Here is a 25946-nt window from a genome sequence, read left to right on the forward strand (position 1 = left end):
CCTTCGTTCACAACGCATCTCGTGTCAGGGCAGTCTCATCCGGGCTGGGCCACAGCGGCTGCGGCACCTCGACACCGAACGGCCCGCCCCACCGGTTGCGCGATGAGACTTCATGTACGGGACGCCGGTTGGCGGCGACACCCCACCCGCCCAGCGGGTAGCCGAAAGCCAGCATGGCGGACATCGTCCAGCCCTGCTCCACGGGCACCCCTAGCGACTCGTTGACCTCATCCCGGAAGTACCGCAGGAGTGTGGTCATCGCGCCGCCGACACCTTCGGCACGGGCAGCCAGCAGGGCGCTCCAGATCGCCGGAAATATATTGGCGCCGCCGTGGTCGTCGATGGCGAACACGAAGAGCAGCAACGGGATCTCTTGGAAATGAATGGCGAGGTAGTCGCCTGACCGAATGATCAGGCGCATCGTATCGTCGTGCGCGGCGCGATGTCTGCTCGGCGCCGGCGAGGCCATGGCTCCGGACCTGAACTCTTCTCTTTCGAGACCGCTGGCGCGCCGATAGAGGTCGCCGAATCTACGTTTCAGTTCGGGATCGTCGACCGCCAGAAAGTGCCAGCGCTGCGTGTTGCCCCCGTTCGGAGCGCGTATCGCAGCATCGAGAATGCGCGCTTGCGTGCCGAGCGGAATCGAATCCGGCCGCATCCGCCGCATCATCCTGGTGGTGTAGAGCGCTTCATACACGTCCATGAATCATCTCCTCAGGTGAGCCGATTGGATCCGTGTTCAGGATCTTGGAAGCGCTGAAGTAATCGGGCTGGGCGCTGTCGAACACCACGACCGAGACGTCTCGCTCGTGCGACTCCAGGTAACGGATCAGTGAGACCGTGTCCCGCACCAGTTCGGGCCCGATCAAGTTGAGAGGCGGTGCCTCGAGGTTTGCGCGCAGGACCCGATCCTCGATGACGGCCTTCATCGCGGCGTAGGTCGGAGCTTCGTCCATATTCTGGCTCTCCTGGGTTGGCTGTAAGAGGCTCTGTGGGGTACAAGGCTCGAGGTGGGAGAAACGATGGCAGGCCCTGGCCCTGACCCATGAGGAAAGCGTGCGGCCCCGAATCGGGGCTGCATCCATCGCGTCTATAACAATGGAGGCGCATCTATCCAAGGAGACTTACCGATGCCCAGGCCGGACAAGCTACTGACTTTGCTTCGGTTGGCAACACTGGCCGTGCTGGCCACTGTGCTCGCAAGCTGCGGGTCAGCCGCTCCGCCGACGACGATGCAGCAGGCGGGCGGTTTGCCGTCGATCGCGCAGCGCGGCACGGTCCGCGTCTGCAGCACCGGCGACTACCGCCCGTTCACTTATCGTGATCCGCAAGGTAATTGGAGCGGGCTCGATATCGAGATGGCCCAGGACATGGCCGCACGGCTCGGGGTCCGGTTGGAGGTCGTGCCGACCACGTGGGCCAACCTGATCAACGACCTGAACGGCAAGTGTGATGCCGCGATGGGAGGCATCAGCATCACACTCAACCGCGCCAAGCAGGCCCTCTACAGCGCGCCTTACCTGCGTGACGGAAAAGCGGCAATCATCCGGTGCGCTGACGCCTCGAAGTTCCAGACGTTGGACGACATCGACCGCCCGGATGTCCGCGTGGTGGTCAACCCGGGCGGCACCAATGCCGAGTTCGACAAGGAGCACCTACACAAGGCTGCGGTCGCGACGTATCCGGACAACAACACGATCTTCGACCAACTGACCAACAACGCTGCTGATGTCATGATCACCGATGCCAGCGAAATCCGCTGGCAAGCAAATCAGAACCCGCAGCTCTGTGGCGTCAGCCTGGATCATCCGTTCACATTCGAGCAGAAGGGCTATCTCGTTCCACAACCCGCGACGGATGTGCAGCAGTGGATGGATCAGTGGCTCAACATCGCGCAGAACGACGGGACGTATGCGGCGCTGAGTCGCAAGTATCTGGGCTCGGTCATCGGGCCGTGACGGCGACGACGACCGATTCCAGCTGTGCCACAATCTGATCCAGCGGTTCGGTGCTGCGTTGAGCGCGACAGATGCCGACGCTGCCCTCGACTGCGGCCACGATCAGGACGGCAACGCCGTGGGCGTCCGCTTCGGTTGCACCGTTCTCACGAAGTGACTGCGCCAGCACCGACGTCCAATTGCCGAACGCGGTCGCGGCCGCCTCACGCGGCGCCGTTCCGTCTTCCGGTAGGTCCCTCGATGGAAGCCGCCAATACCGGACAGCCGACGCGAAAGTCCTGTCCACCACGATTTTCCGCCACACTCTCAGAGAAGCCCGGAGCCCGGCCAGCGGACCTGCCTGCAACTGCTTGACCAACGCGCGGGTGGTCAGGTCGTCTGCCCACCGCACCGCTTCGGCGGCCAGTTGGTACTTGCCGCCCGGGGAAGTAGTGGTACGCGGAGCCGAGCGGTGCCTGTGCGTGCTTGGCCAACTCACGGACGCTGGTGGCGTTGAGTCCGCGGGCGACGCATCATGTCGGCCGCGCCTGCGACCAGGCGCTGCCGTGACTCCGGGGTGTTCTCGGGCACCACCGCTCCTCCAGGCTATGACGATCGCTATAGCCTACGGTACCGCGTTTATGACAATCGTTATACGAGGTTGTCATGCCGATGATCCAGCTCACGCCGGTGCACCGCCGTTCGTCGCGGGCAATGCAGGTGGGCATGCGCGTCGGGCTGGTCGATCCGATCGTCGCGAGCGTGTGCGGGCCGATTCCGTTTCAGGGGCCGTACGCGATCGGCCACGAATGTGTCGCCGAGGTGCTCGAGACCGGCCCGTCGGTCAGTGGGCTTCAGCGCGGCGACCTCGTGATCGTGCCGTGGGCGGTCTCGTGCGGCAGCTGCAGTGAATGCGAACGCGGACTCACCGCGAAATGCGCCACCACCCGCGTTCGCCGACCACATGTTGGTGCGGCTGCCCGAGGAGGTGGATCCGCTGCGGGTCGCGGCCGCGAGCGACAATCTCGCCGACGCGTGGCGATGTGGCGCCCGTGCTGCGTGAGCGGCCCGGCGGCCGGGTGCTGATCCTCGGCGGCGCGGCTCAGAGCATCGGCCTTTATGCGGCAGGCCTCACGGTACGTCACGGCGCCGAGACCGTCGATTACGTCGACGACCGACCGGAGCGGCTCGTGACCGCCGAGAAGTTCGGCGCCAGTGTGCATGAGCTCAAGAAGGGCAAGCGCACCTCTGCCGACATACCGCGCCACGACTACGACGTCGCAGTGGAGGGCAGGGCCACCGCTGCCGGTGTGGACGTCGCGCTGCGTTCACTGGCTCCCGGCGGCGTCTGCCAACCGGTCGGCTTCTACCTGCCGCCCGGAACGAAGGTGCCGCTGATGCACATGTACTTCAACGACGCCACGCTGAAATTCAGCGTCTCCAGCGTGCGACGGGTGCTACCTGAGCCGCTGGATTTTGTTGCTGCCGAGGACTTCCCGGCCGAACTCGTCACCACTCTCACTGCTGACTGGGATGAGGCGCCAGAGGCCTACAAGGCGCACACCACCAAGCTGGTCCTGCACCGCGCGCGGTCACTTGAGCACGTGAAGCAGCCGGGCGTTGCTCCGGTACCGGCAACGTGAAATCTTGGCCGGCCTACTGCGTGGCGCGCGGTTTTGACCGATGCTGGGCACATGCCTAGCGACGGGTCCGGCGAAAAGTCACGGGCCGACTCGGTGTTGATCGGTCGGCGCGCGGAGTGCGTTGCGCTGGACCAGCTACTGGATGGTGTGCGTGCGGGCGCAAGCCAGGTGATGGTGGTCCACGGTGAGCCGGGCGCCGGCAAGACGGCGCTGCTGGAGTATGTCGATGGGCGGGCTGCCGGCTGCCGTGTCATCCGCGCCGGCGGCGTCGAGTCGGAGATGGAACTCGCCTACGCGGGGCTGCATCAATTGTGTGCGCCGATGCTCGATCTTCTGGACGGTCTGCCGACACCGCAGCGTAATGCGGTGCGCACGGCGTTCGGCCTGAGTTCTGGGCCTGCGCCGGATCGGTTGTTGGTCGGGTTGACAGTGCTGAGTATGTACTCCGATGCCGCAGACGAGCAGCCCTTGATGTGCGTGATCGACGATCTTCAGTGGCTCGACGTTGCTTCGGCGCAGATTCTCACGTTTGTCGCCCGCCGAGTGGTCGCTGAGCCAGTCGCCTTGATCCTGGCGACGCGGGTTCTGAGCGCTGATCTGAGAACGCTTCCGGCAATCGAGGTCAAGGGTCTCAAGGAGGCGGACGCGGGAGAATTGCTGGACGCGGCGCTGACAATACCGCTCGATGAGCGGGTACGAAATCAGCTGGTCGCCGAGGCGCGGGGTAACCCGCTGGCATTGCTGGAGTTGCCCCGAAATCTCACGGGCCAAGAACTGGCGGGCGGGTTCGGATTGCCTGGGGCGGCACAGCTTTCAGCCGCAGTGGACGAAAGTTTCCGCCGAGGCGTGGAGGTCTTGCCGACGACACCCGGCAGTTGCTACTGCTGGCGGCGGCCGAGCCAGTCGGTGATCCGGTTCTGCTGTGGCGAGCGGCAGCGGGCCCCGACATCGGTACCGCGGCGGCGACACCGGCGATCGAGCCCGGCACGGCGGAGTTCGGAACGCGGGTGCGCTTCCGGCACCCGCTGGCCCGCGCGGCGGCGTACCGCTCGGCGCCGCGTCAAGCCAGGCAACAGGTGCACGCCGCGTTGGCCGAGGTAACCGACCCCCAACTTGACCCGACCGGCGGGCATGGCACCGCGCACACGCCGCGTCAGGACCGGACGACGACGTTGCCGCCGAGTTGGAGCGTTCGGCTGGGCGCGGGCGCGCGGCGACCTCGGCCCCGCTGCCCGCCAATGTCCCACGCGCCGCCGATCTTCTGCTGGACGGGTTCGTGGCGAACTTCGTCGAGAGCTACGCGACGGGGGTGCCTGATCTTCGGGTGGCGTTGGGGGTCTTCGGTACCGGGATGTCGGTGGAGACGAGCTGCGCGCCATGTTGCTGATGTTCGTCGGCGATCTGGCCACCGCGGGCGCCCTGATCGACGAACAGCATGCGGTTACAGAGGCTACGGGAAGCAATCTCGCGCCGTATGCCGCGATGCGACTCGGTGCGCTACGTGGCCAGCAATTTGAGACAGAATCTGTTGTCGCGCAGACGAGTTCCGAGGCGCCCGGCCGAGGTGAAGGGATATCGATCGCATGCGCCGAATGGACCCGAGCCATCCTTCACAACGGGTTGGGCAACTGCGAACAAGCGATGGCGGCCGCGGAAGCGGCGTTGTACCACCAGGAGTATCCGGATCTGCGGTACTTCGGTGTGGCGAACTGGGCGGCGGCCGAGTTCATCGAGACGGCCGCGCTCAGCGGGATGCGTGAAAGGGCGACTGAAGCGACTCAGTGGATCACGGAGATAACGGCGGCCAGCGGTACTTCGAGCGCAGCAGTGTTCGCACCGAACTCGCGCGTACTCGCTTGCTGTACGGGGAGTGGTTGCGGCGAGAGGGTCGGCGTGCGGTTGCGCGGACCCAGTTGCGAACCGCGCACCAGATGTTCGATGCAATGGGGTTGCACGGGTTCGCCGAACGGGCGAGACGTGAACTGGCGGCCGCAGGCGAGATCACTCGCAGGCGCACCTTCACGGCACGCGGCGACCGCCAACTGACACCGCAGGAAACTCAGGTCGCGCGGCTGGCGAGTGAGGGCCTTACGAACCCGGAAATCGGCGCGCGACTGTTCATCAGCGCGCGAACCGCTCAATATCAACTCCGGAAGGTGTTCGCCAAACTGGGCATCAGTTCGCGCAACCAGTTGCGCAGCGTCCTTTCCGATGAAGCTTGACCGCAGCTGCCACGGCACCGTGAGTTCGCTGAATTGTCTTACGCGCCATTGCGCTAGCCATCGCGACTAGCCAGTTGGCGGATGCGACCGGGGCTCACTCCGCGTGAGTCTGTTCCTGCGAGTGACCGCCAATGACGGTGGGCACCGACCGGCACGACGGCTGATCTGACCGGCCCGACCACCCTGAAGTAAAGGAGATCCCTCGTGAGCACCGACCTGGTCGACACCGTTGCCGGCATCACCGTTCCAGACACCGCACTGGTACGAGACGTCAACGAACTCATCCGTGATGCGGAACAAGACCTGCTGTTCAACCATTCCCGACGGGTCTTCTTCTTCGGCGCGTTGCAAGGGCAACGCCGCGGGCTTCGCCCCGATCTCGAATTGCTTTATGTGGGCGCGATGTTTCACGACCTCGGTTTGACACCCGGGTTCCGTGCCTCAGATCTGCGCTTCGAAGTCGACGGTGCCAACGCGGCGCAAGACTTCCTGCTTCAATACGGCGTTAATGAGGCGGCGGCTCGCACCGTTTGGCTGAGCATCGCATTACACACCACCCCGGGGGTGCCAGAGTTCCTCGATCCCGAAATCGCGTTGGTCACAGCAGGTGTCGAAACCGACGTGCTGGGAATCGGGCGGGACGACCTTCCTCGCGAGACGCTGGACTCGGTCACCACCGCACACCCCCGCCCCGACTTCAAGAACTGCATTCTCGCCGCCTTCACCGAAGGCATGAAGCATCGTCCGCACTCCACTTTCGGCACCATGAACGCCGATGTGCTTGAACATTTCGACACGTCCTTCGTACGTGAGGATTTCGTCGAGATCATCCTCCATAGCAGCTGGCCTGAGTAACCGAGAAGGCACGCCATGTCTACGGAGATACAGACGCAACCTCCCGCCCTGACCGGAAAGGCAGCACTTGATGCGGAGACCCTGAGGCAGAACCTGCGGATGATCCTTGCTCTGCTTTTCGACTTGCGCCTCGTGGGGAGCCAAGCCTGCGGTCACCTCAGCGCGTTGAATGGTCTGCCGGCGTTGCAGTTGCAACTCGACGGCATCGTTCAGACTGCTTGCGAGGCAACCGAAACCCTTTCGGAGCGTCTGCGTGTGCTGGACGCCGCGGCTAAACCCTGCTCACCTGACGCAGCACCAACACCGGTTCTTGCTTCGCCGCCTGGGGAACGGAGCACCGCGGCGATGCTGGACAGGATCGCCAATCGCATCCTCACAGTGGCGAACATCATCGGCAGCGTCCATGACCGTCTCGATACCGCGGATGCGTCGACCGCCGATGTGTTGCGTGCCATCAAGGACGTCTTCCAAGAGCAGGCATTGGCGCTCACAACCCGAGAACTCGCGACATCGAAAGAAGGAGCATGCCAATGAACAACGGTGACACCTACCCGACGACGAATGATGCCGGTATCCCGGTGGCCAGTGATGTTCATTCGCTGACCGTTGGTCCTGATGGGCCGGTTGTGTTGCAGGATTACTATTTGATCGCGCAGATGGCCAACTTCAATCGGGAGCGTATCCCGGAGCGCCAGCCGCATGCCAAGGGGTCGGGTGCGTTCGGTTATTTCGAGGTGACCCATGATGTCAGTGCGTTCACCCGCGCGGCAGTGTTTCAGCCGGGTATGAGAACTGAGACGCTGATTCGGTTTTCGACGGTGGCGGGGGAGCGGGGCAGCCCAGACACCTGGCGTGATCCGCGGGGTTTTGCGCTGCGGTTCTACAGAGCGGAGGGCAATCTCGACATTGTCGGTAACAACACCCCGGTGTTCTTCATCCGCGACGGGTTGAAGTTCCAGCAACATTTCATCCGCTCCCAGAAGCGGCGCGCGGACAACAACCTACGCGATCACGATATGCAGTGGGACTTCTGGACACTGACCCCGGAGTCCGCGGGATCCCCAGCACGTGGCGGCATATGAACGGCTACGGCAGCCACACCTACAGCTGGATCAACGCCGATGGCCAGATCTGGTGGGTGAAGTACCACTTCATCTCCGAGCAGGGCGTGCAAAACCTGACCCAGGTGATGAACGACGCCGAACGCCACCGGCTGGTGGCCAACGTCTCCGGCCACCTACGCAACGGAGTATCCGAAAGGTCCTTCAGCGCGAGCTCGAGTATTGGAAGAAGATCGACAAAGGAGTCGGCGATGAGATCGAGAACGAAGTGCGAGCGGTCCATGATGGCTGACACGGAGGCCGCCCTTGTCGCGCGCTTCGAGCGTGACGCAATACCGCTGCTGAAGCGGATGTCCGGTGGGGCGATGCGTCTGACGCGCAACGAACAGGAGTCCGAAGATCTGCTCCAGGAGACGATGTTGCACGCCTACACCGGTTTTCATTTGTTTCGCGAAGGCTCGAACCTGAATGCATGGCTGTACCGGATCATGCGCAACAGCTGGATCAACCAGTACCGCAAGAGGGTACGCCAGCCCGTCGCAGTGCCGATCGACGATATGGCCGATCGGCTCTTGGTCAGCAGTGTGTCGCGAGCGCCGAGCGCAGTGCGCTCGGCCGAAAACGTTGCGCTGGACATGCTGCCGGACCCGGAATTGCGGGATGCATTTCTTGCGCTTCGTGAGGAATCCCGGATGGCTGTGTACTACGCCGACGTAGAAAGACTGGCGTACAAGGAGATCGCACACATCATGGGCACCTCAATCGGCACCGTGATGTCGCGGTTGCACCGGGGCCGCCGACGGTTGCGCGCTGCGCTCGTCGACGGCGACACAGCTACGTTGAAAGGAGAAAGACGATGCGCTTCGTGATCGCGATGACCGGAGCCACGGGAGCTTCGCTGGGCATCCGGCTTCTGGAGGCCCTTGGACAACTCGGGGTCGAGACTCACCTGATACTCAGCGACTGGGCACGAGCGACGATCAAGCTCGAGACCGACCTCAGCGTCGAGGAGGTCCGGGCGCTGGCCACACACTCCTACAGTGCGCGTGATCTCGCCGCGGCCATCTCCAGCGGCTCGTTTCGCACCGATGGGATGGTCGTGTGCCCGTGCAGCATGAAGACGTTGAGCGCTATCCGGATCGGCTACAGCGACAACCTGATCACGCGCGCTGCGGACGTGACGCTCAAGGAACGGCGGAGGCTCGTCCTGGTCACTCGAGAGGCTCCGTTGAGCGAGATCCACCTGGAGAACATGCACTACCTGGCGCGCGCCGGTGCGGTGATCTTTCCGCCGACCGTGGCCTATTACGCCCGGCCTACGTCGGTCGACCAGGTGACCGACTACGTGGTCGGCCGAGTCATCGATCAACTCGGAATCGAACACAGTCTGATCGAACGTTGGAAGGACCAGCCCCAGGAAGCTGACGACTGGACGCCGCGGCTGGTAACCGACGTGAGAACCCACCAAGCCCTGTAAGGAGAACGAAATGAGCACGGAGACAAGCATGTCCGAATCCACCAACATGATCGAGTCGCCAAATGGTCAAGCAGAGCCCGATCTGCGGAGCTGGCTGACTACCCTCGAGGCCGCCGACCAGTTGCGCCGCATCACAGCGCCCGTCGACTGGAATGAGGAGATCGGCGCGATCACCCGCGCGAATCTGTCATTCGGGGGGCCGGGCCTCCTTTTCGAGAACATCATCGGCCACGAGAACAGCCGGTGCACAAAGCTGCTGACGTCGGCGCTCGGCAGTCGGCGCCAGGTGCAGCTGATGCTGGGGCTGCCCGAAGGAACCAGTGATTCGGCGATCGTGCGCCATCTTCGGGAGGCCTTCAAGAATCCCATCCCGCCACGCGTGGTCGAGACCGGTCCGGTCAAGCAGAACATCGTCGAGGGTGACGACATCAACCTATGGGAGTTTCCGGTGCCGAAGTGGCACGGCGGGGACGGCGGTCGCTACATCGACACGTTCTGCGGTGTGGTCACCGAGGACAAAGTGACCGGACGCGACAACGTCGGCCTCTACCGGGGCCAGATCGTCGACCGCGACAAGATCGCGAAACTGTTGGTGCCCAGTCAGGGCTGGGGCGTCCACATGGAGGAATACAAGCCGGAGCCGATGCCGGTCGCCGTCGTCTACGGCTGGCACGATGTGATGCCGTTTTGCGCAGGCAGTCCATTCCCGAAGAACGTGTGCGAATGGGACATGATGGGTGCCCTGCTCGGCCGCCCAGTCGACCTGGTCGCCTGCGAAACGGTGCCGTTGCACGTCCCGGCGACCGCTGAGATCGTCGTCGAGGGCTTCATCAACCCCGACCCCTCGACGTTCGTCATGGAAGGCCCGTTCGCGGAGTACCCGGGTTTCCTTGGCGGTGCGGCGCCGGCGCCTGTCCTGCAGGTCACTCGGATCACCCATCGCAATGACCCGGTATTGCGCGGCACCCTCGAAGGGATTCGGCCCGGGCTGCTCAACGAAGACAGCATCACCAACTTCGCGCGCGCGGCGATCACCTGGAATGTGCTCGACGACCTCGGGATTGGTGGCATCACCGACCTGTGGATGACAGAGGTGACAAACGGCCAGAACACTCTGGTGCAGATTCAGAAGAGATACCGCGGCCACGCACAACAGATCGCCTCTGCATTGTGGGGCACCGGTGGATCGGTGTGGTTCCACAAGAACGTGATGGTCGTCGAGGAAGACGTCGACATCCATGACCCGGTCGCGCTGGACTGGGCCATGTCGTACCGAGTCAACGCAGGCCTCGGCGATATCGCGTTCTTCGGTCCCGGGCTCGGTTCATCTCTCGATCCCTCGACCCCGCCAGAGTTGAACGACACCAACAGATACGGCACCGGCCAGTGGACACGGGTACTCATCGACGCCACCCGGAGCTGGGAGGTCGCCCCTCGGCCTGAGTGGGGTGGGCGGCGGTTCCCGCCAACCGACCGGCTCGAACCCGAACTGGAGGCCAAGATCGCCGCCCGCTGGGACGAGTATGGAATCGGCATCCCTTACCTCAACGATCACTGGCGCGAAATGCTCACGCTACAGAACCTGAGCAAACGGATGCCGCAGGTGTAGGCCCGCCAGGAATTCGGCACCTTCCGCGAGGAATTCCGTTGTGACTGAACACATCCTCGAGCCGGCCGCAGCCGCGTTCGCCGACGTTGCGGCGCATGCGCCGCCGGTGTATGAGCTGACGACAGACTCAGCGCGGACGAGCCTGGAGCACATCCAAGCGGGTTCGATTTCCAAGCCGGTTGTCGACAGCGTGTGGACGACAATCGGGTCCGACGGTGTACAGGCGCGTGTCCGCATCATCAAACCTGTTGGTGCACAGGGACTATTACCGGTTGTGTTGTACCTGCACGGCGGCGGATGGGTTCTCGGCAGCGCCGCAACCCACGACCGGCTGGTGCGCGAGCTCTGTGTGGGTGTGCACGCGGCCGTCGTCTTCGTGGACTACGACCGCGCACCGGAGGCTCGCTACCCGGTCGCGATCGCGCATGCCTATGCGGCCGCGCGCTGGATTTCTCGACACGGTGCAGCGGTGGATCTCGACGCCACCCGCCTGGCGGTGGCGGGCGACTCCGCGGGCGGCAACCTGGCGGCCGCGCTGGCTATCCTGGCCCGGCGGTGCGGCGATGTCGGCTTCGTTCATCAGTCGTTGTACTACCCCGTCACCGACGCCGCTCAAAACACGGCCAGCTACCGGGATTTCGCGGACGGCCCGCACCTGACTGCGAAGGCCATGGCGTGGTTCTGGGACGCCTACGTTCCCGATAGGGGCCGACGCAGCCGAATCCTCGCGTCGCCGATCAATGCCGGCGCCGACGATCTCGCCGGGCTGCCGGAGGCGTTCGTGGTGGTGGCCGAGTGTGACGTTCTGCGCGACGAAGGTGAAGCCTATGCCCGCAAGCTGATCGCTGCCGGGGTGCGCTGCACCAGCGTGCGCTACAACGCCACCATCCATGACTTCATGATGCTGAACGCCCTGCGTGAGACCGCTGCGGCGACAGCGGCGGTCACGCAGGCCATCGGGGCGCTGCGCCAGGCACTGAAATCGACCCCGCCAGGAGCGCTACCAGAGAGGAACAACCCGTGATCGATATCGAGGTAAGTGTCGCGCTACCACCGTCTTTCGAGGCAGTTGGGCATATTGTGACTGCGGAGAAACTCGGCTATCGCCGGGCCTACCTCTACGACACTCCGTTCGAGGGTGATGACGTTTGGCTGGACTTGCACCGCGCGGCCGAGCTGACCGCAACGATCGGGCTGGGGCCCGCAGTGCTGGTTCCGACACAACGCCACCCGTTGGTGAACGCCGCACAGACCGTGTCGCTCCATACGCTGGCGCCCGGTCGCGTCGTTACCTCATTCGGCACCGGCTTTTCCAGCCGCGCAGCCATCGGTCAGCCGCCAATCCGCTGGGCGTACATGGAGGCCTACATCCGTGCGTACCAGGGATTGCTAGCGGGAGAGGCGGTCGACTGGGAGGGCGCAGCCATCAAGTTGATGCTCACCTCGGCGCACGCAGACACGCTGCCTCTGCGAATCCCGTTGTTGGTGGCCGCCACCGGGCCCAAGGGCGCCGATGTCGCGAAGCGTGTCGGCGCCGACGGAGTGATCTCGATGTTCGACGTCGTGCCCGGGCAGCGTGACTTTGCGCGCGCGGTAGTGGCCACTGTGGGTACCGTCCTCGACGACGGCGAAGACGTAGCCGGCGAACGGGTGCGCCTGGCGGTCGGTGCCCCGTGGGCCGCGACGTATCACTTCATCTATACGACCAAGGGCGCCGACGCGGTGCGCGAGATGCCCGGCGGGTCGGCCTGGCTCGACGTGATCGACAAGGTCCCAGAACACGTGCGACACTTGCACGTTCATCAGGGGCACATGGTGGAGATGAACGACGCCGACCTGGCGGCGTGGCGTGCGGGCGGATACGTCTCCGTTCCTTCATCCACCCTGTCCGGCACCGCCGACACAGTCCAGAAATCGGTGGCGGCAATGTCCGAAGCCGGTGCCACCGAGATCATCTTCGAGCCTTCGGGTCCCGACATTGCACGCGAACTCGACACATTCATGGAAGCGGTATGCGGCTAGCGGCCGCCGACGTCGGCCACTGTATCGACGCCAGGACGCTCGGAACTGCCGGATGATTCGCAGGCGAACCAAGGTCCGCCGAGCAGTGCATTGCACGGCGCCTTCGTCGTGCTCCGCGCGCTGGGCAGGATTCAACGCCACCCCGTCGGGGTCACCCAACTCGCTGTGGAGACAGGTATCCCCAAGACGACGGTGCACAGGCTCCTCGAGCAGCTCGCAGAGGAGAGGATTGTTCAGCGTGATGGAGGCAAGTGGACGTTCGGGTCCGGCTTGGCCGAATTGGACCTTCGGCATTCGGATTTGGCCGATCATCGCACGTCCACGGCTACGAACCATGTCGCTGGCCACCGGCGCGTCGATATTCCTTTACGACGGGGCGGGGAACCGATTGACTGCCGTGTCCCGCGATTGCGGGTCCCGGTTGGCGAATATCTTGAGCCCGGCCGAGCAACGGCAGGTAGCCGAGGCTGCGGCCCCCTCTTTCACATAGGCTTCGCCACCAGGCACCTCCCGATAGTCGTCCACGCGTGCGGCACGCCCGGTGTTCGGTACAGCTGCTGTCAGTCCGGTCGGTAGGTAACCCTCCCACCGTTCGCCGACGTGCACGTGTGGTCCAGTCGTCCCTTCATTGGCCAGAATTGTTGCTGTTCCGTCGGTTTCGAATCTGATGATCCGCGCGGTGCCACTGCCAAAATGACGAAGGACCTCTTTGGTGATAGCGGCGAATACAACATCGGGTTCTGCGCCCTTCGCGATCAGCGCTGCCAGCACCCGCAACGAAGAATGCATGTCAGCGGGGTCGATCGATTCCCTGTCATCACCGGTCACATGATTTCCTTCGTACGTCACGTCGAGCCATGCGCCGTGCTGGCATGGCTACCGTGAATACGCGACAATCTGTCCCCCAACAAATTCCTGTTCCGAAGAGCGGAACAGGGACGTGCGCCGACGCACTGATGGCCCGGCGCACCCTGTTCGAGGCGACTCCGCCGTGATCTTGTCGCATTGACATCGCTGGCCCGGGCTGGTTTCATAGTCGGTTATGCAGATAATTCTGGTCATCTCTACCAACTTTACGAGGATGCCATGACTGCCGCTCAGGAACTCAACGCGGGCCGCTACGAGCTGAGCCATCTGCGCTCGCTGGAGGCCGAGGCCATCCACATCATTCGGGAGGTGGCCGCGGAGTTCGAGCGGCCGGTGCTGCTGTTCTCCGGCGGCAAAGACTCCATCGTCATGCTGCATCTGGCGATCAAGGCGTTCGCGCCGGGACGCCTGCCGTTCCCGGTGATGCACGTCGACACCGGCCACAACTTCGACGAGGTGCTGGCCACCCGCGACGAACTCGTCGCGGAGTCGGGCGTGCGCCTGGTGGTGGCCAAGGTGCAGGACGACATCGACGCCGGACGGGTGGTCGAGACGATCCCGTCGCGCAACCCGATGCAGACCTTCACGTTGCTGCGCGCCATCCGGGAGAACAAGTTCGACGCCGCCTTCGGTGGCGCGCGCCGTGACGAAGAGAAGGCCCGCGCCAAGGAGCGCGTGTTCAGCTTCCGCGACGAGTTCGGGCAGTGGGATCCGAAGAGTCAGCGGCCCGAACTGTGGAACCTCTACAACGGTCGGCACCGCAAGGGCGAGCACATCCGGGTCTTCCCGCTGTCGAACTGGACGGAGTTCGACATCTGGTCCTACATCGGCGCCGAGAAGATCAAGCTGCCGTCGATCTACTACGCGCACGAACGCAAGGTGTTCGAGCGCGACGGAATGCTGCTCGCCGTGCACAAGTACATGCAGCCCCGCAAGGACGAAGAGGTCGTCACGAAAACCGTCCGGTTCCGCACCGTCGGCGACGTCACCTGCACCGGATGCGTCGAGTCGTTGGCAGGCACCGTGTCCGAGGTGATCGCCGAGACGGCCGTGTCCCGGTTGACCGAGCGCGGTGCCACCCGCGCCGACGACCGGATCTCCGAGGCCGGGATGGAAGACCGGAAGCGCGAGGGTTATTTCTGATGGCTTCAGCTTCGACACTTCTTCGCATCGCGACCGCGGGTTCGGTCGACGACGGCAAGTCCACGCTGATCGGCAGGCTGCTGTTCGACTCCAAGGCCGTCATGGAGGACCAGCTGGCCGCCGTCGAGCGCACGTCCAAGGAGCGTGGGCACGACTACACGGACCTGGCGCTGGTCACCGACGGCTTGCGCGCCGAGCGGGAACAGGGCATCACGATCGACGTCGCATACCGCTACTTCGCAACGGCCAAGCGGAAATTCATCATCGCCGACACTCCCGGGCACATCCAGTACACCCGCAACATGGTCACCGGGACGTCGACCGCGCAGCTGGCCATCGTGTTGGTCGACGCCAGACACGGGCTGCTGGAGCAGTCACGCCGTCATGCGTTCCTGGCGTCGTTGCTCGGCATCCGGCACATCGTGCTCGCGGTCAACAAGATGGATCTGATCGGTTGGGACCGTGAGCGATTCGAAAAGATCCGCGATGACTTTCACGAATTCGCGGCCCGCCTCGACATCCATGACGTGACGACCATCCCGTTGTCGGCACTGCAGGGCGACAATGTGGTGACCAAGTCGAGCAACACACCCTGGTACGACGGTCCGTCGCTGCTGTCGCATCTCGAAGAGGTGTACATCGCCGGCGATCGCAACCTCGTCGACGTGCGGTTCCCGGTGCAGTACGTGATCCGGCCGCAGACCCACGATCATCTGGACCACCGCAGCTACGCGGGCACCGTCGCCAGCGGGGTGATGCGCCCCGGCGACGAGGTCGTGGTGCTGCCCGGCGGCAAAACCAGTCGCATCACGGCGATCGAGGGGCCGAGCGGTCCTGTGCAGGAAGCCTTCCCGCCGATGGCGGTGTCGATCAGCCTCGCCGACGACATCGACATCTCCAGGGGTGACCTGATCGCACGGCCGAACAACCAGCCGAGGGTGGCCCAGGAGTTCGACGCGACGGTGTGCTGGATGGCCGACGGGTCATCGCTCGAACCCGGCCGCGACTACATCATTAAGCACACGACCAGGACCACGCGGGTCAGGGTGACCGCGCTCGACTACCGCCTCGACGTCAACACCCTGCACCGCGACAAGTCGGCGACCGCGTTGAAACTCAATGAGTTGGGCCGCATCTCGCTACGCACACAGGTACCGCTGCTGCTCGACGAGTACAGCCGCAACTCGGCGACCGGTTCGTTCATTTTGATCGACCCCAACACCAACGGCACCGTCGCGGCGGGCATGATCCTGCCCTATGTGACCGCGCGCACCGCGAGCCCGAACACTGTTCGTCACGAATCGCTGTGCACCTCCGAGGACCGGCTGTCCAAGGGCCGCACCGTGTGGTTCACCGGCCTGTCCGGCTCGGGCAAGTCGTCTGTGGCCATGCTTGTCGAGCAGAAGTTGCTCGAAAAGGGCACTCCGGCTTACGTTCTCGACGGCGACAATTTGCGGCATGGCCTGAACGCCGATCTGGGCTTCTCGATGGCCGACCGCGCCGAGAATCAACGCAGGCTGGCGCACATTGCGGCGATCCTCGCCGACTCGGGCCAGGTGGTGCTCGTCCCGGCGATCAGCCCGCTGGAGGAACACCGCGCGTTGGCACGCAAGGTGACCACAGAAGCCGGGCTCGAGTTCTTCGAGGTGTTCTGCGACACCCCGCTCGAGGACTGCGAACGCCGTGATCCGAAGGGGTTGTACGCCAAGGCCAGAGCCGGTGAGATCACCCACTTCACCGGTATTGACAGCCCGTACCAGCGCCCGAAGAAGCCCGATCTGCGGCTGACGCCCGACCGCACCACCGAGGAACTCGCCGACCTTGTGATCGAGCTGCTGGAAAGCAAGCGGTGAGCGACCACGAGCTCGCCGCACAGCTGGCTGCCGAGGCGGGTGTGCTGCTGCTCGACGTCCGTGCCGAATTGGCGGACGCTACGGAAGCGGAACGGAAGGCAGCGGGTGACAAGCGCTCTCACGATTTCTTGATGGCGGCCTTGGCGACCCAGCGGCCCGGTGACGCGGTGTTGTCCGAGGAGGGTGCCGACGACCCGGTGCGGCTGTCCGCCGAGCGGGTGTGGATCGTCGACCCGCTCGACGGCACCAGGGAGTTCTCCGAGCCGGGCCGTGACGACTGGGCGGTGCACGTCGCGCTGTGGCAGGCAGGGGGACTCGTCGCCGGTGCAGTTGCCCTTCCGGCGCAACGTATTACGTTGGCCACGCCGACGGTCGCCCCGCCACCGGCCACCGCCGGCAAGCCGCGGATCGTGGTGTCTCGCACGCGGCCCCCGGCGGTTGCGCTCGCCGTGCGGGATGCCCTGGATGGCACGCTGGTCGAAATGGGCTCGGCAGGCGCTAAGGTCGCGTCCGTCGTGCAGGGCATCTCCGACATCTACGTACATGCCGGCGGTCAGTACGAGTGGGACTCCGCGGCGCCGGTTGCGGTGGCCCGCGCGGCGGGCCTGCACACGTCGCGCATCGATGGTGCGCCGCTGGTCTACAACCGGCCCGACCCGCTGCTGCCGGACCTTGTGGTGTGTCGTCCCGAGTTCGCCGACGCGGTGCTGGCGATCACCGCTGGCTGAGTTGGCCGGTGCGTGCCCACGCACATCGTCCCACCGCTGAGGCCGGCGGTGAAGTTCGCAATCGAAACATCCCGGACACGCGGCGGGCGCGCACGATCGACAGATGAACTCAGGCCCCCGCCGCGGATCGGTGCGGTTCGCGGTGCCTCCACTCCTCGCGACCGCATTGGTATGACCGCAGTAGGCTCGGCGAGTGAGCAATCCCACCCTGCGCGTCCTCGCTGATCTGCCGCAGCGGCCGGTCAGCCTTTCCGAGTCGACACTGATTTTGATCGACTGCCAGAACACGTACACGCGCGGCGTGATGGAACTCGAGGGCGTGCAGCAGGCGCTCGACGAGGTCGCCGCCCTGCTCGACCGCGCGCGCTCAGGGGGTATTCCGATCATCCACGTCCAGCACGACGACGGCCCCGGCTCGCTTTACGACATCGAGGGGGAGAGCGGCGCGATCGTGTCGCGGGTCGCTCCGCACAACGGCGAGCAGGTGGTGGTGAAGAACTATCCGAACTCGTTCGTGCAGACCGATCTCGACCAGGTGTTGAAGACCTCCAACGCCACGAATCTCGTTCTGGCCGGCTTCATGACGCACATGTGCGTGAACTCGACCGCGCGCGGCGCGTTCAACCTGGGCTACGCGCCGACGGTCGTCGCGGCCGCGACGGCAACCCGGGCGTTGCCAGGACTCGGTGACGCCACCGTCTCAGCCGAGACCATGCAGGCCGCCAGCCTCGCCGCGATGGCTGATCTCTTCGCGGTCGTCGTGCCCGGCGCCGACGACATCCCCGACTAGGCCCATTGTCGGACTTCTCAACGCGGCCGAGGCCGCTTGATCGTCGTCCGTCTAGCCTTACGGGCATGTCGGCCACGCCCTCGACCCAGGTCACCCGGCTCCGCGAGAAGCAGGACACGTCGCGCGAGCGGCTCGACGAACTCCTCGACAGCACACCGCTGGCGACCGTCGCACTGGTACGCGACGGACATCCCGTGGTGTTCCCGACGGGCTTCGCCCGCCTCGGTGACGAGCTGGTCATCCACGGATCCACCGGTTCACCGTGGCTGCGTGCGTTGGCGGCGGGCGCCTCGGCGGCGGTCTCCGTCACCACCTTGGACGCAGTGATGGTGGCGCGCAGCGGATTCGAATCGTCGTTCCGCTACCGCAGCGCCGCGATCTTCGGTGTGTTCGAGGTGATCGACGGTGACGACAAGGTGCGGTACCTGGATGCGCTCGTCGACTCCTTCATCCCAGGCCGGGTCGCCGAATTGCGCGCAAGCAACCGCAAGGAGCTCGCGGCAACGCAGGCCTTGCGGCTGGCGATCGGTGAGACGAACTGGTCGCTGAAAGTCAGCGCGGGCTGGCCGGAGGACCCGCAGGAGGACATCGCCTCGGGCGTCTGGGCGGGGGTGGTGCCGATGACGGTCAGCTACGGGACGCCGCTGCCCGCCCCCGACAACCTGCCAGGCACGCCGACGCCCGCGTCGGTGCGCGCGTTGAGCAATCCCGACTAACCTGGCCAACATGCGGATGTCGGCCAAGGCGGAGTACGCCGTCCGGGCCATGGTCCAGCTCGCGACCGTCGACGGCGGTGTGCTGGTGAAGACCGACGACCTGGCCAAGGCCCAGGGCATCCCGCCGCAGTTTCTCGTCGACATCCTGTCCGAGCTGCGCACCGACCGGCTGGTCCGCAGCCACCGCGGCCGCGACGGCGGCTACGAGCTGGCCAGGGCGGCCGACGACATCAGCATCGCCGACGTGTTGCGCTGCATCGACGGGCCGCTGGCCAGTGTGCGGGATATCGGCCTCGGTGATCTGCCGTACTCGGGGCCGACCGCCGCGCTGACCGATGTGTGGCGCGCGCTGCGGGCCAGCATGCGATCGGTGCTCGAAGAAACCAGCCTCGCCGACGTCGCGTCGGGAACGCTGCCCGACCACGTCGCGAAGATGGCGGGCGATTACCTCGGCCAGGAGGAACAGCGCGGTCACACGACCGCCGAGCCGTCAGAACATCACCTCGCCTGACGCCCCCGTGCGCGGCCTGCGGGTCGCGATGCCGCCGAAATGCCACCGTCGACAGTGACGCGATGTGCGGCGGCATCGGCCCCGGCGCCTCAGCGGCGGCGGTGAGCGCCGAAATGCTATGTCGCAGGCGGTCATTCGACCGTGCGAATGCCGCAAGGGCGTGCTCACTCGCTGCCAGCCGCGCTCCGAACCCATTTGTACCCGCGTTCCGTAACGGTCGCGGATTACGCCTGATCGTCACCGATGTCGGCTGGACTCACGGCGGCGGAGGCCCCCTCGTCCGTGGCCGCCGCGTGGCCGTGCTGGCGTCGCGGGTCAGCCGGCGCCCGAACCGTAGGGCCGGGTGAGGATTTCCAGGTAGTGGCCGCCGGGGTCTTGGAAGTACACCCCACGGCCGCCGTCGTTGTGGTTGATCTCGCCGGGCCTGCTGCCGTGCGGATCCGCCCAGTGCTGCATTCCGCGCTCGCGGATGCGGCCGTAGATGGCGTCGAACTCGTCCTCGGAGACCAAGAACGCGTAATGCTGCGGGCGGATGTCCTCGTCCTGGCCCACCTGTGCGTAGTCGAGGCTCACGCCGTGGTTGAGCTCGACAGCCAGGAACGGGCCGAATTCCTTGGCGCTGGGCAGCCCGAACAACTCGGTGAAGAAGCTGGCCGATTCCTCGCGGTCTTTCGCGGCGACGATGGTGTGGTTGAAGGTGATTGCCATACCACTTAAGGATAGAACTCATGTCGGAAGTCGAGACCCTCATCGGGCCACGGGTGAGGCTGCGTGCACCGACGATCGACGACGCCGAGCCGCTGTTCGAGCGCGTTGTATCCGACCCGGAAGTTTCGCGGTACATGTCATGGCGCAGACACGACGATGTCAGCGAGACGCGGCGGGTGATCACCGAGATCTTCAACGTCGGCGGCGAGACGACCTGGGTCATCGAACCGCGCGACGGCGACGGTCCGATCGGGGTGTGCGGTTGGCGCAGGCCGCAGCCGCACATCGTCGACTTCGGGTATTTCCTCGGCCGCCCGTGGTGGCGACAGGGGCTGATGTCCGAAGTCGTGCAGTTGCTCATCGACAAAGCCAAGCGCGACCCCTCCGTCTACCGGATCACGGCGCACTGCCATGTCGACAACGCCGGGTCGGCAGCATTGCTGCGACGCAGCGGACTGACCCTCGAAGGCCGGATGGCCCGCTATGCCGTGTTGCCGAACATCGGCCCGGAGCCGCAGGATTGCCTGCTGTTCGGCAAGGCCCTGCGGTAGTAAACCGCGCACGGGGTGGTACGAAGGATCGATGGCGTTCGACTTTCGCGATCTTTCCGTTCCGATCCTCGTCGCACCGATGGCAGGCGGACCCTCGACGCCAGAACTCGCCGCGGCAGGTACCAATGCCGGTGGCCTCGGCTTCGTCGCGGCCGGCTACCTGACGCCCGAGGCGTTCGCCGAGCGACTGGCCGCGGCCCGCAACCTGACATCGGGACCCATTGGCGCGAACCTGTTTGCCCCCCAACCGAGTGCGGGCAGCCGCGAGGACATCGCCCGGTACGCCGAGGCGCTTGCGGGTGAGGCGGAGCGCTACGGTGCGCAGCTCGGTGAGCCGCGCTTCGACGACGACCACTGGGCGGCCAAGATCGAGGTGCTGCTGGATGTGCGGCCCGACGTCGCGTCGTTCACCTTCGGTGCGCCCAGTGCCGACGAGTGCCGTCGGTTGCGGGAGGCGGGCATCGCGGTGGTCGGCACCGTCACCACCGTCGCGGAGGCGCGGACCGCCGCGGAGCGAGGCGTCGACGCCATCGCGGCGCAAGGCCCGGCCGCCGGTGGGCATCGCGGCACCTTCGACCCCGGCGCGCAGCCCGCCACCCAGCCCCTCGATGAACTGCTTGCCGAGATCACAGCCGCCGTGGACGTTCCGGTCGCCGCTGCGGGGGGACTGATGACGGCCGAGGACATTGCACGGGTGTTGGCTGCGGGCGCGGTCGCCGCTCAACTCGGCACGGCCTTTCTGCTGTCGGACGAATCGGGGAGCAGTGCCGTGCACCGCGCCGCGCTTGTGAATCCGCGATTCACCGAAACCGTCGTCACGCGCGCTTTTTCGGGTCGCTACGCGCGTGGCCTGCGCAACCGGTTTGTCGACGAGCACGAGGCGCAGGCGACATTCGGCTATCCGGAGATCCACTGGCTGACCAGCCCGCTGCGCGCCGCTTCCGTGCGCGCGGGTGACCCGGAGGCTGTCAACGTATGGGCCGGCACCGGATATCGAAAGGCGAAGACCGGCAAGGTCGCCGAGATCATCCGCTCGTTGACCTAGCACGGCGCCACTGCAGATCTACGGGCGCGCTTCGTAGACGATGTTGAACGGCGTCTCCGTGGCGCGCCGGAACCGCGTGAAGCCGGCTCCGTCGACGACCACCTCGCGCAGTCGTCTCTCGCCCGCCTGCGCTCCGAGCGCCGGACCGTTGCGCGCCAGCGACACCGGCACACAAATCTGTGACGACGCCCCGTACATCACCCTGCCGACCGGGTTGAGGTTGTCCTGCACCCGATCATTTGCAAATGGCTCCACGATCATGGCCATGCCGTCGTCGCTGAGCGCATCGCGCGCATGCCGTGCGGCGCCAACGGGATCAGCCATGTCATGCAGGCAGTCGAAGAACGCGATCAGATCGAGATCCTTGCCCGGGTAGCTCACGGCGTCAGCCACCTCGAACGTCGCGTTGTCCACGCCGGCCGCCGCGGCACGGTTGGTCGCCACCTGAACGGAGTCCGGGTGGTAGTCGTAACCAATGAACGTCGAATTCGGATAGGCCTTGGCCATCAGCACCGTGCTCGCGCCGTGACCACAGCCGACATCGGCAACCGTGCCGCCCGACTGTAGGCGCTGTACCGCGCCGTCGAGTGCGGGCAGCCACGACTCCAGGAGGTTCGCGTTGTAGCCGGCCCGGAAGAAGCGTTCGGTGCCGACGAACAAGCAGGGATGGTGTTCACCCCACTCCATGCCCTCGCCTGTCTTGAAGTGGTCGACGGTGCGGCCGAGCGCGTAGAACATCGCCTCGACGATGTTGTAGGCACCCGGCACGTCGACCGGACCGCTGGGATCGGCCAGACATGCCGCTTGTTCCGCCGACATCGACCACTTATCCGTGTCCGGGTCGAATTCGACATAGCCGGCGGCACCTTGGTTGCCGAGCCACTCCCGGACGTAGCGCTCGTTGGTCCCCGTCTGTGCGGCCAACTCCTCCGACGTCAGCGACTCGGCCGCCAACGCGCGGTACAGGCCCAGGCGATCTCCCACCAGGACGAGTGTCGCGCTGACTGCGGCACCGAGATCGGCGACGGCCTTGCCCAGGAATTCGTTCAGCTTTGCTTCATCAATTGTCATTGCAATCACGCCCCCGTGCCACGACGACGCATCGAGTCTAGGCCTCCGCTCTGGCCGTCGATGTCGAAGCAAGCGCGATTCTGCACACAGGGTCATGAGGTGGCTTTCCTCCACCGCCTCGACTGCAATCTTCCGGGTGAGACGCTCGCTATCGTTGACCTAGCCCAACGTGAGCTTGGGTGCGAACAATCGGCGAGATTTCGAGCACAAGCTCACGTTCGGCCAGTGTCGATGACGACGTCGCCGGTTTCCGAGCGAGCCGTCACGGCGGCGGAAGCGTTGTCGCGGTTGGAAGTCTGCGGCACCCGCACCGACGTGGAACCGTCGCCGGTGGTGGCGTTCACCAGGTACGGACCGCGTGCGGGCAGGGCGACGGTGACGTCGCCGTCCTGGCTGCGCGCTTCGACGGCGCGCGGTGCCACCTCGGCGAAGTCGACGTTGATATCGCCGGTTTCGGTGCTGGCGGTGAATGATTCGGTCACCTTGATCGGGTCGCGGGTCACCACTTCACCGTCGACGTTGTGAATCTCTACCCGTCGCGCCGACCCTCTGAGGACCACCGCGCCGGTTTCGGTGTGGGCGATCAACTGGTCGATATCGGCCTGTGCCAACACCACACCGGTGTCCTGCCTAGCGGTGACCGTCAGTCTGCGGGCGAGGTCGGGCGGCAGCACCAGATTGATCTCACCCGCGCGGCCGAGGTCCAGGAACGTCGACGACTCGCCGTTGATCGTCACCCGGGCGTCTGCAGAGTCGGCATCGACCACCAACGGGTTCGCGCCCGCGCGGACGGAGTTGACCATCCGCAGATCCGCACGCGGCTCACGTGCCTCGCGGTCGGTGGTGATGCGGATGGCGATCGGCACGGAACCGGTGTCCACCACCACCGACCGCATACCGGCGGGCAGCGCCCTACTGTCGGTGATGACACGGAAACTGGCGATACCCCATGCTGCCGCGCCGAGCGAGGCAAGGGTCCCCACCACCAGCACCGCCGCGACAGCGATGAGCGCGACTCGGAACGCGGTTCGCCCGCCGGGGGAGAGCGGAGGCGGTGCGTTGGTCGGTGCCGGTGGTGGGGGAGCGATGGTAGTCATCAGTCAAAGACCTCTCAGCAGTTCAGGATTCGAGGTAGCGCAACACCGCCAGCACACGGCGGTTCTCGCTTTCGTCGGGCGCCAGTTCCAACTTCGAAAAAATCGACGCGATGTGCTTCTCCGCGGAGCCGACCGACAAGAACAACGCCGAGGCGATCGCGGAATTCGTCTTACCTTCTGCCATGAGTTGCAGCACCTCGCGCTCGCGCGGCGTCAGTTCATCGAGCGCGCTGCGGCGGTGCGAACGGACCAGAATCTGCGACACGACTTCGGGATCCAACACGGTGCCGCCGCCCCCGACCACCTCGACCGCATCGAGGAACGCAGGCACATCGGCGACGCGGTCCTTGAGCAGGTAGCCGAATCCCTTTGTATCCGAGGCGATCAGGTCCGCCGCGTAGCGTTCCTCGACGTAGTGCGACAGCACCAGCACCGGCGACTCCGGATTCTGGCTGCGCAGCAGCGCCGCGGCGCGGATGCCCTCGTCGGTGAAGGTCGGCGGCATCCGCACGTCGACGATCGCGAGGTCGGGTCGCTTCTCGTTGACTAGCCGAAGCAGGTTGGTCGCATCGGGCACCCCCGCGACCACGTCGTGGCCGGCGTCCATCAGGATTCGCTCGATGCCCGCCCGCAACAGCGCCGAATCCTCTGCGATCACGACGCGCATGGCAGCACCGCCGTGACGATGGTCGGCCCAGTGGCCGGGCTGGACACGCTGAAGGTGCCGTGCGCGGCCCGCACCCGGTCCGCAAGCCCGCGCAGGCCGGTCGCGTTCTCGTCGGTGGTGATCGCCGCCCCGCCGCGGCCGTCGTCGAACACCGAGACGTAAAGCTGGTTGGCAGTGTCGTCGAGTCGCACGGTGACCACGGCCTGTGCGGCGTCGGCGTGTTTGGCGACATTGGTCAGCGTCTCGGCAACCACGAAGTAGGCGACCGATTCGACTTCGTCGGGCAGCCTTCGTGGCAGGTAGACGTTGAGCGTTGTCGGTACCGCCGCGCGCTGCACCACCGCTGACAGCGCAGCGTCCAACCCGCGATCGGACAGGATTGTCGGCGCGATGCCGCGGACCACGTTGCGCAACTCGACCAGCGCGCTCTTGGCATCGTCGTGGGCCTCGGCGATCAGTTGCTTGGCCGCAGGCAGATCGCTGTCCAGTTTGGTCTGCGCCAGCCCGATGGTCATGGCCAGCGACACCAGTCGGGGCTGCACGCTGTCGTGCAGATCGCGCTCGATCCGGTGGCGCTCGGTCTGCGCCGACGACACCGCGCCCTGACGTGCCTCCGCGAGCGCGCTGACCTGGTGTTGCAGCGCGGCAGTCGGGGACGGGCACAGGAGCCAGCGGTCGATGACGGCGTCGACGGCAGGCGCGAAGATCACGATGGCCGCGGCCGCGACGATCGCGACGAACGCCAGCAGGTAGGCCAGCGGCGGTGACACGAATGCCAACCCCGCATCGTCGTCGCTGTGCCGGATCGCGATCGCGGCGGCTGGGCCAAGGAATGCGAAGACCAGCAGTGCGGCCGCGATACCCGCGGCCAGCATGTCGTAGGTCATCCGCAGGTAGTGGTGGGCGGTGGCTTTCCAGAATCGGGCGCTGCTGACGTCCAGCCACAGCTGATGCAGCCACCGCTGGAAACCGGCATACGGCGACATTCGCCGTGGCGGAACGCCGATGCCGAGGCCGAATACCGCCTCGCTGCGTAGCCGTTCGACGTGTTCGACGCCGCGCATCACATAGATGAATACCACGGCGGACAACGCGAACCCGATACCGCTGGGAATCGACGAGATGCCAATGATCAGGATCGCCAAGGGAATCCAGAACCAGACCGTCGCCACCGCCGCCCCTGTGAGCAACGAGGCGGTCGGCACCACGCCGATGTTGCGCCAGGGGCCGTCGACGGCACGGGGCGCCGAGGTGGTGCGTGAAGTCGTGTCGGTGAGTGCGACCATGCCTCTCAACCTATGGACCGCAAGCGCCCGACGACACAACGTTTTCCCGAGATCCTGCCGGGGGAAAACCCCCGTAGGCGCGATGAT

At 65.3% G+C, this 25946-nt stretch carries 32 protein-coding genes and 2 pseudogenes; 22 read left to right on the forward strand and 12 right to left on the reverse strand.

The window, feature by feature from the left end; all coding sequences use genetic code 11:
* Positions 1 to 7: 7 nt before the first annotated feature.
* Positions 8 to 703: a nitroreductase family protein gene (locus ACGFK1_RS11475; protein ID WP_393428367.1), complete on the reverse strand. Its 696-nt coding sequence runs from the start codon at positions 701 to 703 to the stop codon at positions 8 to 10.
* Positions 690 to 956: a hypothetical protein gene (locus ACGFK1_RS11480; RefSeq protein WP_393428368.1), complete on the reverse strand. Its 267-nt coding sequence runs from the start codon at positions 954 to 956 to the stop codon at positions 690 to 692. Before ACGFK1_RS11480 ends, ACGFK1_RS11475 begins: the two co-directional genes overlap by 14 nt.
* 174 nt (positions 957 to 1130) lie before the next feature.
* On the opposite strand from ACGFK1_RS11480, the gene ACGFK1_RS11485 reads away from it, so the two are divergent.
* On the forward strand, positions 1131 to 1958 hold the full coding sequence (locus ACGFK1_RS11485) for a transporter substrate-binding domain-containing protein (RefSeq protein WP_393428369.1): 828 nt from the start codon (positions 1131 to 1133) through the stop codon (positions 1956 to 1958).
* Here the strand turns inward: ACGFK1_RS11485 and ACGFK1_RS11490 are convergent.
* Together ACGFK1_RS11490 and ACGFK1_RS11495 are read right to left on the reverse strand one after the other, a co-directional pair.
* Positions 1945 to 2262: a hypothetical protein gene (locus tag ACGFK1_RS11490; protein WP_393428370.1), complete on the reverse strand. Its 318-nt coding sequence runs from the start codon at positions 2260 to 2262 to the stop codon at positions 1945 to 1947. The genes ACGFK1_RS11485 and ACGFK1_RS11490 overlap by 14 nt on opposite strands.
* A complete protein-coding gene (locus ACGFK1_RS11495) occupies positions 2162 to 2431 on the reverse strand; it encodes a hypothetical protein (RefSeq protein WP_393428371.1) in 270 nt (89 codons plus the stop codon). The genes ACGFK1_RS11490 and ACGFK1_RS11495 overlap by 101 nt, the downstream gene beginning before the upstream one ends.
* Positions 2432 to 2663: 232 nt before the next feature.
* Here ACGFK1_RS11495 and ACGFK1_RS11500 point away from each other — a divergent pair, with 232 nt between their 5' ends.
* Genes ACGFK1_RS11500 through ACGFK1_RS11510 form a run of 3 tightly spaced genes read left to right on the forward strand, consistent with a single transcriptional unit; the run spans position 2664 to position 4681 of the window.
* Positions 2664 to 3023 (forward strand): alcohol dehydrogenase catalytic domain-containing protein, encoded by a 360-nt coding sequence (locus ACGFK1_RS11500; RefSeq protein ID WP_393428492.1) that lies wholly within the window; start codon positions 2664 to 2666, stop codon positions 3021 to 3023.
* Positions 2990 to 3580, forward strand: coding sequence for a hypothetical protein (locus ACGFK1_RS11505; RefSeq protein WP_393428372.1), 591 nt, complete (start codon positions 2990 to 2992; stop codon positions 3578 to 3580). Before ACGFK1_RS11500 ends, ACGFK1_RS11505 begins: the two co-directional genes overlap by 34 nt.
* Before the next feature lie 51 nt (positions 3581 to 3631).
* Positions 3632 to 4681 carry an AAA family ATPase gene (locus ACGFK1_RS11510; RefSeq protein WP_393428373.1) on the forward strand — a complete coding sequence of 350 codons (1050 nt, stop codon included), beginning with the start codon at positions 3632 to 3634 and terminating at the stop codon, positions 4679 to 4681.
* A 195-nt stretch (positions 4682 to 4876) separates the two neighbouring features.
* Here ACGFK1_RS11510 and ACGFK1_RS11515 read toward each other — a convergent pair whose 3' ends face one another.
* Positions 4877 to 5017 (reverse strand): hypothetical protein, encoded by a 141-nt coding sequence (locus ACGFK1_RS11515; RefSeq protein WP_393428374.1) that lies wholly within the window; start codon positions 5015 to 5017, stop codon positions 4877 to 4879.
* A gap of 344 nt (positions 5018 to 5361) precedes the next feature.
* Here ACGFK1_RS11515 and ACGFK1_RS11520 point away from each other — a divergent pair, with 344 nt between their 5' ends.
* From ACGFK1_RS11520 to ACGFK1_RS11535, 4 genes and pseudogenes are all read left to right on the forward strand, one after another.
* Positions 5362 to 5802, forward strand: a complete 441-nt coding sequence (locus ACGFK1_RS11520; protein ID WP_393428375.1) for a LuxR C-terminal-related transcriptional regulator — start codon at positions 5362 to 5364, stop codon at positions 5800 to 5802.
* 204 nt (positions 5803 to 6006) lie between these two features.
* The gene (locus ACGFK1_RS11525; protein ID WP_393428376.1) at positions 6007 to 6657 is read left to right on the forward strand and encodes an HD domain-containing protein; all 651 of its coding nucleotides are present in this window, start codon (positions 6007 to 6009) and stop codon (positions 6655 to 6657) included.
* 15 nt (positions 6658 to 6672) lie between these two features.
* A complete protein-coding gene (locus ACGFK1_RS11530; protein WP_393428377.1) occupies positions 6673 to 7191 on the forward strand; it encodes a DNA starvation/stationary phase protection protein in 519 nt (172 codons plus the stop codon).
* A pseudogene (locus tag ACGFK1_RS11535) lies at positions 7188 to 7855 on the forward strand (catalase); the annotation flags it as partial. The gene ACGFK1_RS11530 and the pseudogene ACGFK1_RS11535, both read left to right, overlap by 4 nt.
* Here ACGFK1_RS11535 and ACGFK1_RS11540 read toward each other — a convergent pair.
* The gene (locus tag ACGFK1_RS11540; RefSeq protein WP_393428500.1) at positions 7759 to 8013 is read right to left on the reverse strand and encodes a hypothetical protein; all 255 of its coding nucleotides are present in this window, start codon (positions 8011 to 8013) and stop codon (positions 7759 to 7761) included. The pseudogene ACGFK1_RS11535 and the gene ACGFK1_RS11540 sit on opposite strands and share 97 nt — an antisense overlap.
* Here ACGFK1_RS11540 and ACGFK1_RS11545 point away from each other — a divergent pair.
* From ACGFK1_RS11545 to ACGFK1_RS11570, 6 genes and pseudogenes are all read left to right on the forward strand, one after another.
* Complete coding sequence (locus ACGFK1_RS11545) at positions 8003 to 8587, forward strand: sigma-70 family RNA polymerase sigma factor (protein WP_393428493.1); 585 nt, start codon at positions 8003 to 8005, stop codon at positions 8585 to 8587. The genes ACGFK1_RS11540 and ACGFK1_RS11545 overlap by 11 nt on opposite strands.
* Positions 8575 to 9195, forward strand: coding sequence for a UbiX family flavin prenyltransferase (locus ACGFK1_RS11550; protein ID WP_393428378.1), 621 nt, complete (start codon positions 8575 to 8577; stop codon positions 9193 to 9195). The genes ACGFK1_RS11545 and ACGFK1_RS11550 overlap by 13 nt, the downstream gene beginning before the upstream one ends.
* Before the next feature lie 10 nt (positions 9196 to 9205).
* Entirely contained in the window at positions 9206 to 10804 is a 1599-nt protein-coding gene (locus ACGFK1_RS11555) for a UbiD family decarboxylase (RefSeq protein ID WP_393428379.1), read from the forward strand.
* A 40-nt stretch (positions 10805 to 10844) separates the two neighbouring features.
* The gene (locus tag ACGFK1_RS11560; RefSeq protein ID WP_393428380.1) at positions 10845 to 11828 is read left to right on the forward strand and encodes an alpha/beta hydrolase; all 984 of its coding nucleotides are present in this window, start codon (positions 10845 to 10847) and stop codon (positions 11826 to 11828) included.
* A complete protein-coding gene (locus tag ACGFK1_RS11565) occupies positions 11825 to 12826 on the forward strand; it encodes an LLM class flavin-dependent oxidoreductase (protein WP_393428381.1) in 1002 nt (333 codons plus the stop codon). Before ACGFK1_RS11560 ends, ACGFK1_RS11565 begins: the two co-directional genes overlap by 4 nt.
* Positions 12827 to 12934: 108 nt before the next feature.
* A pseudogene (locus tag ACGFK1_RS11570) lies at positions 12935 to 13060 on the forward strand (helix-turn-helix domain-containing protein); the annotation flags it as partial.
* 132 nt (positions 13061 to 13192) lie between these two features.
* Here the strand turns inward: ACGFK1_RS11570 and ACGFK1_RS11575 are convergent.
* Positions 13193 to 13654: a hypothetical protein gene (locus ACGFK1_RS11575; RefSeq protein WP_393428502.1), complete on the reverse strand. Its 462-nt coding sequence runs from the start codon at positions 13652 to 13654 to the stop codon at positions 13193 to 13195.
* A 258-nt stretch (positions 13655 to 13912) separates the two neighbouring features.
* Between ACGFK1_RS11575 and cysD the strand changes: the two genes are divergently transcribed.
* From cysD to ACGFK1_RS11605, 6 genes are all read left to right on the forward strand, one after another.
* Positions 13913 to 14836, forward strand: coding sequence for a sulfate adenylyltransferase subunit CysD (gene cysD, locus ACGFK1_RS11580; RefSeq protein ID WP_393428382.1), 924 nt, complete (start codon positions 13913 to 13915; stop codon positions 14834 to 14836).
* A complete protein-coding gene (gene cysN, locus ACGFK1_RS11585; RefSeq protein ID WP_393428383.1) occupies positions 14836 to 16689 on the forward strand; it encodes a sulfate adenylyltransferase subunit CysN in 1854 nt (617 codons plus the stop codon). Before cysD ends, cysN begins: the two co-directional genes overlap by 1 nt.
* Complete coding sequence (locus ACGFK1_RS11590) at positions 16686 to 17417, forward strand: 3'(2'),5'-bisphosphate nucleotidase CysQ (protein ID WP_393428384.1); 732 nt, start codon at positions 16686 to 16688, stop codon at positions 17415 to 17417. Before cysN ends, ACGFK1_RS11590 begins: the two co-directional genes overlap by 4 nt.
* A gap of 193 nt (positions 17418 to 17610) precedes the next feature.
* On the forward strand, positions 17611 to 18207 hold the full coding sequence (locus ACGFK1_RS11595) for a cysteine hydrolase family protein (protein ID WP_393428385.1): 597 nt from the start codon (positions 17611 to 17613) through the stop codon (positions 18205 to 18207).
* A 65-nt stretch (positions 18208 to 18272) separates the two neighbouring features.
* Positions 18273 to 18923: a pyridoxamine 5'-phosphate oxidase family protein gene (locus ACGFK1_RS11600; protein WP_393428386.1), complete on the forward strand. Its 651-nt coding sequence runs from the start codon at positions 18273 to 18275 to the stop codon at positions 18921 to 18923.
* Positions 18924 to 18933: 10 nt separating this feature from the next.
* Complete coding sequence (locus ACGFK1_RS11605) at positions 18934 to 19434, forward strand: Rrf2 family transcriptional regulator (protein WP_393428387.1); 501 nt, start codon at positions 18934 to 18936, stop codon at positions 19432 to 19434.
* A gap of 315 nt (positions 19435 to 19749) precedes the next feature.
* Here the strand turns inward: ACGFK1_RS11605 and ACGFK1_RS11610 are convergent, their stop codons facing one another.
* Positions 19750 to 20142, reverse strand: coding sequence for a VOC family protein (locus ACGFK1_RS11610; RefSeq protein ID WP_393428388.1), 393 nt, complete (start codon positions 20140 to 20142; stop codon positions 19750 to 19752).
* 20 nt (positions 20143 to 20162) lie between these two features.
* On the opposite strand from ACGFK1_RS11610, the gene ACGFK1_RS11615 reads away from it, so the two are divergent.
* Positions 20163 to 20693, forward strand: a complete 531-nt coding sequence (locus ACGFK1_RS11615) for a GNAT family N-acetyltransferase (protein WP_393428389.1) — start codon at positions 20163 to 20165, stop codon at positions 20691 to 20693.
* A 31-nt stretch (positions 20694 to 20724) separates the two neighbouring features.
* Positions 20725 to 21738, forward strand: a complete 1014-nt coding sequence (locus ACGFK1_RS11620) for a nitronate monooxygenase (RefSeq protein ID WP_393428390.1) — start codon at positions 20725 to 20727, stop codon at positions 21736 to 21738.
* Positions 21739 to 21756: 18 nt separating this feature from the next.
* Here ACGFK1_RS11620 and ACGFK1_RS11625 read toward each other — a convergent pair whose 3' ends face one another.
* The 4 genes from ACGFK1_RS11625 to ACGFK1_RS11640 all read right to left on the reverse strand — a co-directional run bounded on the left by ACGFK1_RS11625 (position 21757) and on the right by ACGFK1_RS11640 (position 25859).
* Positions 21757 to 22809, reverse strand: coding sequence for a class I SAM-dependent methyltransferase (locus tag ACGFK1_RS11625; protein ID WP_393428391.1), 1053 nt, complete (start codon positions 22807 to 22809; stop codon positions 21757 to 21759).
* 212 nt (positions 22810 to 23021) lie between these two features.
* The gene (locus ACGFK1_RS11630; protein WP_393428392.1) at positions 23022 to 23906 is read right to left on the reverse strand and encodes a DUF4097 family beta strand repeat-containing protein; all 885 of its coding nucleotides are present in this window, start codon (positions 23904 to 23906) and stop codon (positions 23022 to 23024) included.
* Positions 23907 to 23928: 22 nt separating this feature from the next.
* Positions 23929 to 24573: a response regulator transcription factor gene (locus ACGFK1_RS11635; protein ID WP_393428393.1), complete on the reverse strand. Its 645-nt coding sequence runs from the start codon at positions 24571 to 24573 to the stop codon at positions 23929 to 23931.
* Positions 24561 to 25859 (reverse strand): sensor histidine kinase, encoded by a 1299-nt coding sequence (locus ACGFK1_RS11640; protein ID WP_393428394.1) that lies wholly within the window; start codon positions 25857 to 25859, stop codon positions 24561 to 24563. Before ACGFK1_RS11640 ends, ACGFK1_RS11635 begins: the two co-directional genes overlap by 13 nt.
* Positions 25860 to 25946: the final 87 nt, after the last annotated feature.

Source organism: Mycobacterium sp. NPDC048908, assembly GCF_043197955.1.
Taxonomy (GTDB): domain Bacteria; phylum Actinomycetota; class Actinomycetes; order Mycobacteriales; family Mycobacteriaceae; genus Mycobacterium.

Bases quoted from the DNA above. Each gene is read 5' to 3' on its own strand.
- ACGFK1_RS11545 (WP_393428493.1), top strand. From the start codon at position 8,003: ATGGCTGACACGGAGGCCGCCCTTGTCGCGCGCTTCGAGCGTGACGCA.
- ACGFK1_RS11485 (WP_393428369.1), top strand. From the start codon at position 1,131: ATGCCCAGGCCGGACAAGCTACTGACTTTGCTTCGGTTGGCAACACTG.
- ACGFK1_RS11625 (WP_393428391.1), bottom strand. From the start codon at position 22,809: ATGACAATTGATGAAGCAAAGCTGAACGAATTCCTGGGCAAGGCCGTC.
- ACGFK1_RS11635 (WP_393428393.1), bottom strand. From the start codon at position 24,573: ATGCGCGTCGTGATCGCAGAGGATTCGGCGCTGTTGCGGGCGGGCATC.
- ACGFK1_RS11555 (WP_393428379.1), top strand. From the start codon at position 9,206: ATGAGCACGGAGACAAGCATGTCCGAATCCACCAACATGATCGAGTCG.
- ACGFK1_RS11610 (WP_393428388.1), bottom strand. From the start codon at position 20,142: ATGGCAATCACCTTCAACCACACCATCGTCGCCGCGAAAGACCGCGAG.
- ACGFK1_RS11530 (WP_393428377.1), top strand. From the start codon at position 6,673: ATGTCTACGGAGATACAGACGCAACCTCCCGCCCTGACCGGAAAGGCA.
- ACGFK1_RS11630 (WP_393428392.1), bottom strand. From the start codon at position 23,906: ATGACTACCATCGCTCCCCCACCACCGGCACCGACCAACGCACCGCCT.
- ACGFK1_RS11615 (WP_393428389.1), top strand. From the start codon at position 20,163: ATGTCGGAAGTCGAGACCCTCATCGGGCCACGGGTGAGGCTGCGTGCA.
- ACGFK1_RS11500 (WP_393428492.1), top strand. From the start codon at position 2,664: ATGCGCGTCGGGCTGGTCGATCCGATCGTCGCGAGCGTGTGCGGGCCG.
- ACGFK1_RS11600 (WP_393428386.1), top strand. From the start codon at position 18,273: ATGTCGGCCACGCCCTCGACCCAGGTCACCCGGCTCCGCGAGAAGCAG.
- ACGFK1_RS11640 (WP_393428394.1), bottom strand. From the start codon at position 25,859: ATGGTCGCACTCACCGACACGACTTCACGCACCACCTCGGCGCCCCGT.
- ACGFK1_RS11480 (WP_393428368.1), bottom strand. From the start codon at position 956: ATGGACGAAGCTCCGACCTACGCCGCGATGAAGGCCGTCATCGAGGAT.
- cysN (WP_393428383.1), top strand. From the start codon at position 14,836: ATGGCTTCAGCTTCGACACTTCTTCGCATCGCGACCGCGGGTTCGGTC.
- cysD (WP_393428382.1), top strand. From the start codon at position 13,913: ATGACTGCCGCTCAGGAACTCAACGCGGGCCGCTACGAGCTGAGCCAT.
- ACGFK1_RS11515 (WP_393428374.1), bottom strand. From the start codon at position 5,017: ATGCTGTTCGTCGATCAGGGCGCCCGCGGTGGCCAGATCGCCGACGAA.
- ACGFK1_RS11605 (WP_393428387.1), top strand. From the start codon at position 18,934: ATGCGGATGTCGGCCAAGGCGGAGTACGCCGTCCGGGCCATGGTCCAG.
- ACGFK1_RS11510 (WP_393428373.1), top strand. From the start codon at position 3,632: ATGCCTAGCGACGGGTCCGGCGAAAAGTCACGGGCCGACTCGGTGTTG.
- ACGFK1_RS11620 (WP_393428390.1), top strand. From the start codon at position 20,725: ATGGCGTTCGACTTTCGCGATCTTTCCGTTCCGATCCTCGTCGCACCG.
- ACGFK1_RS11475 (WP_393428367.1), bottom strand. From the start codon at position 703: ATGGACGTGTATGAAGCGCTCTACACCACCAGGATGATGCGGCGGATG.
- ACGFK1_RS11550 (WP_393428378.1), top strand. From the start codon at position 8,575: ATGCGCTTCGTGATCGCGATGACCGGAGCCACGGGAGCTTCGCTGGGC.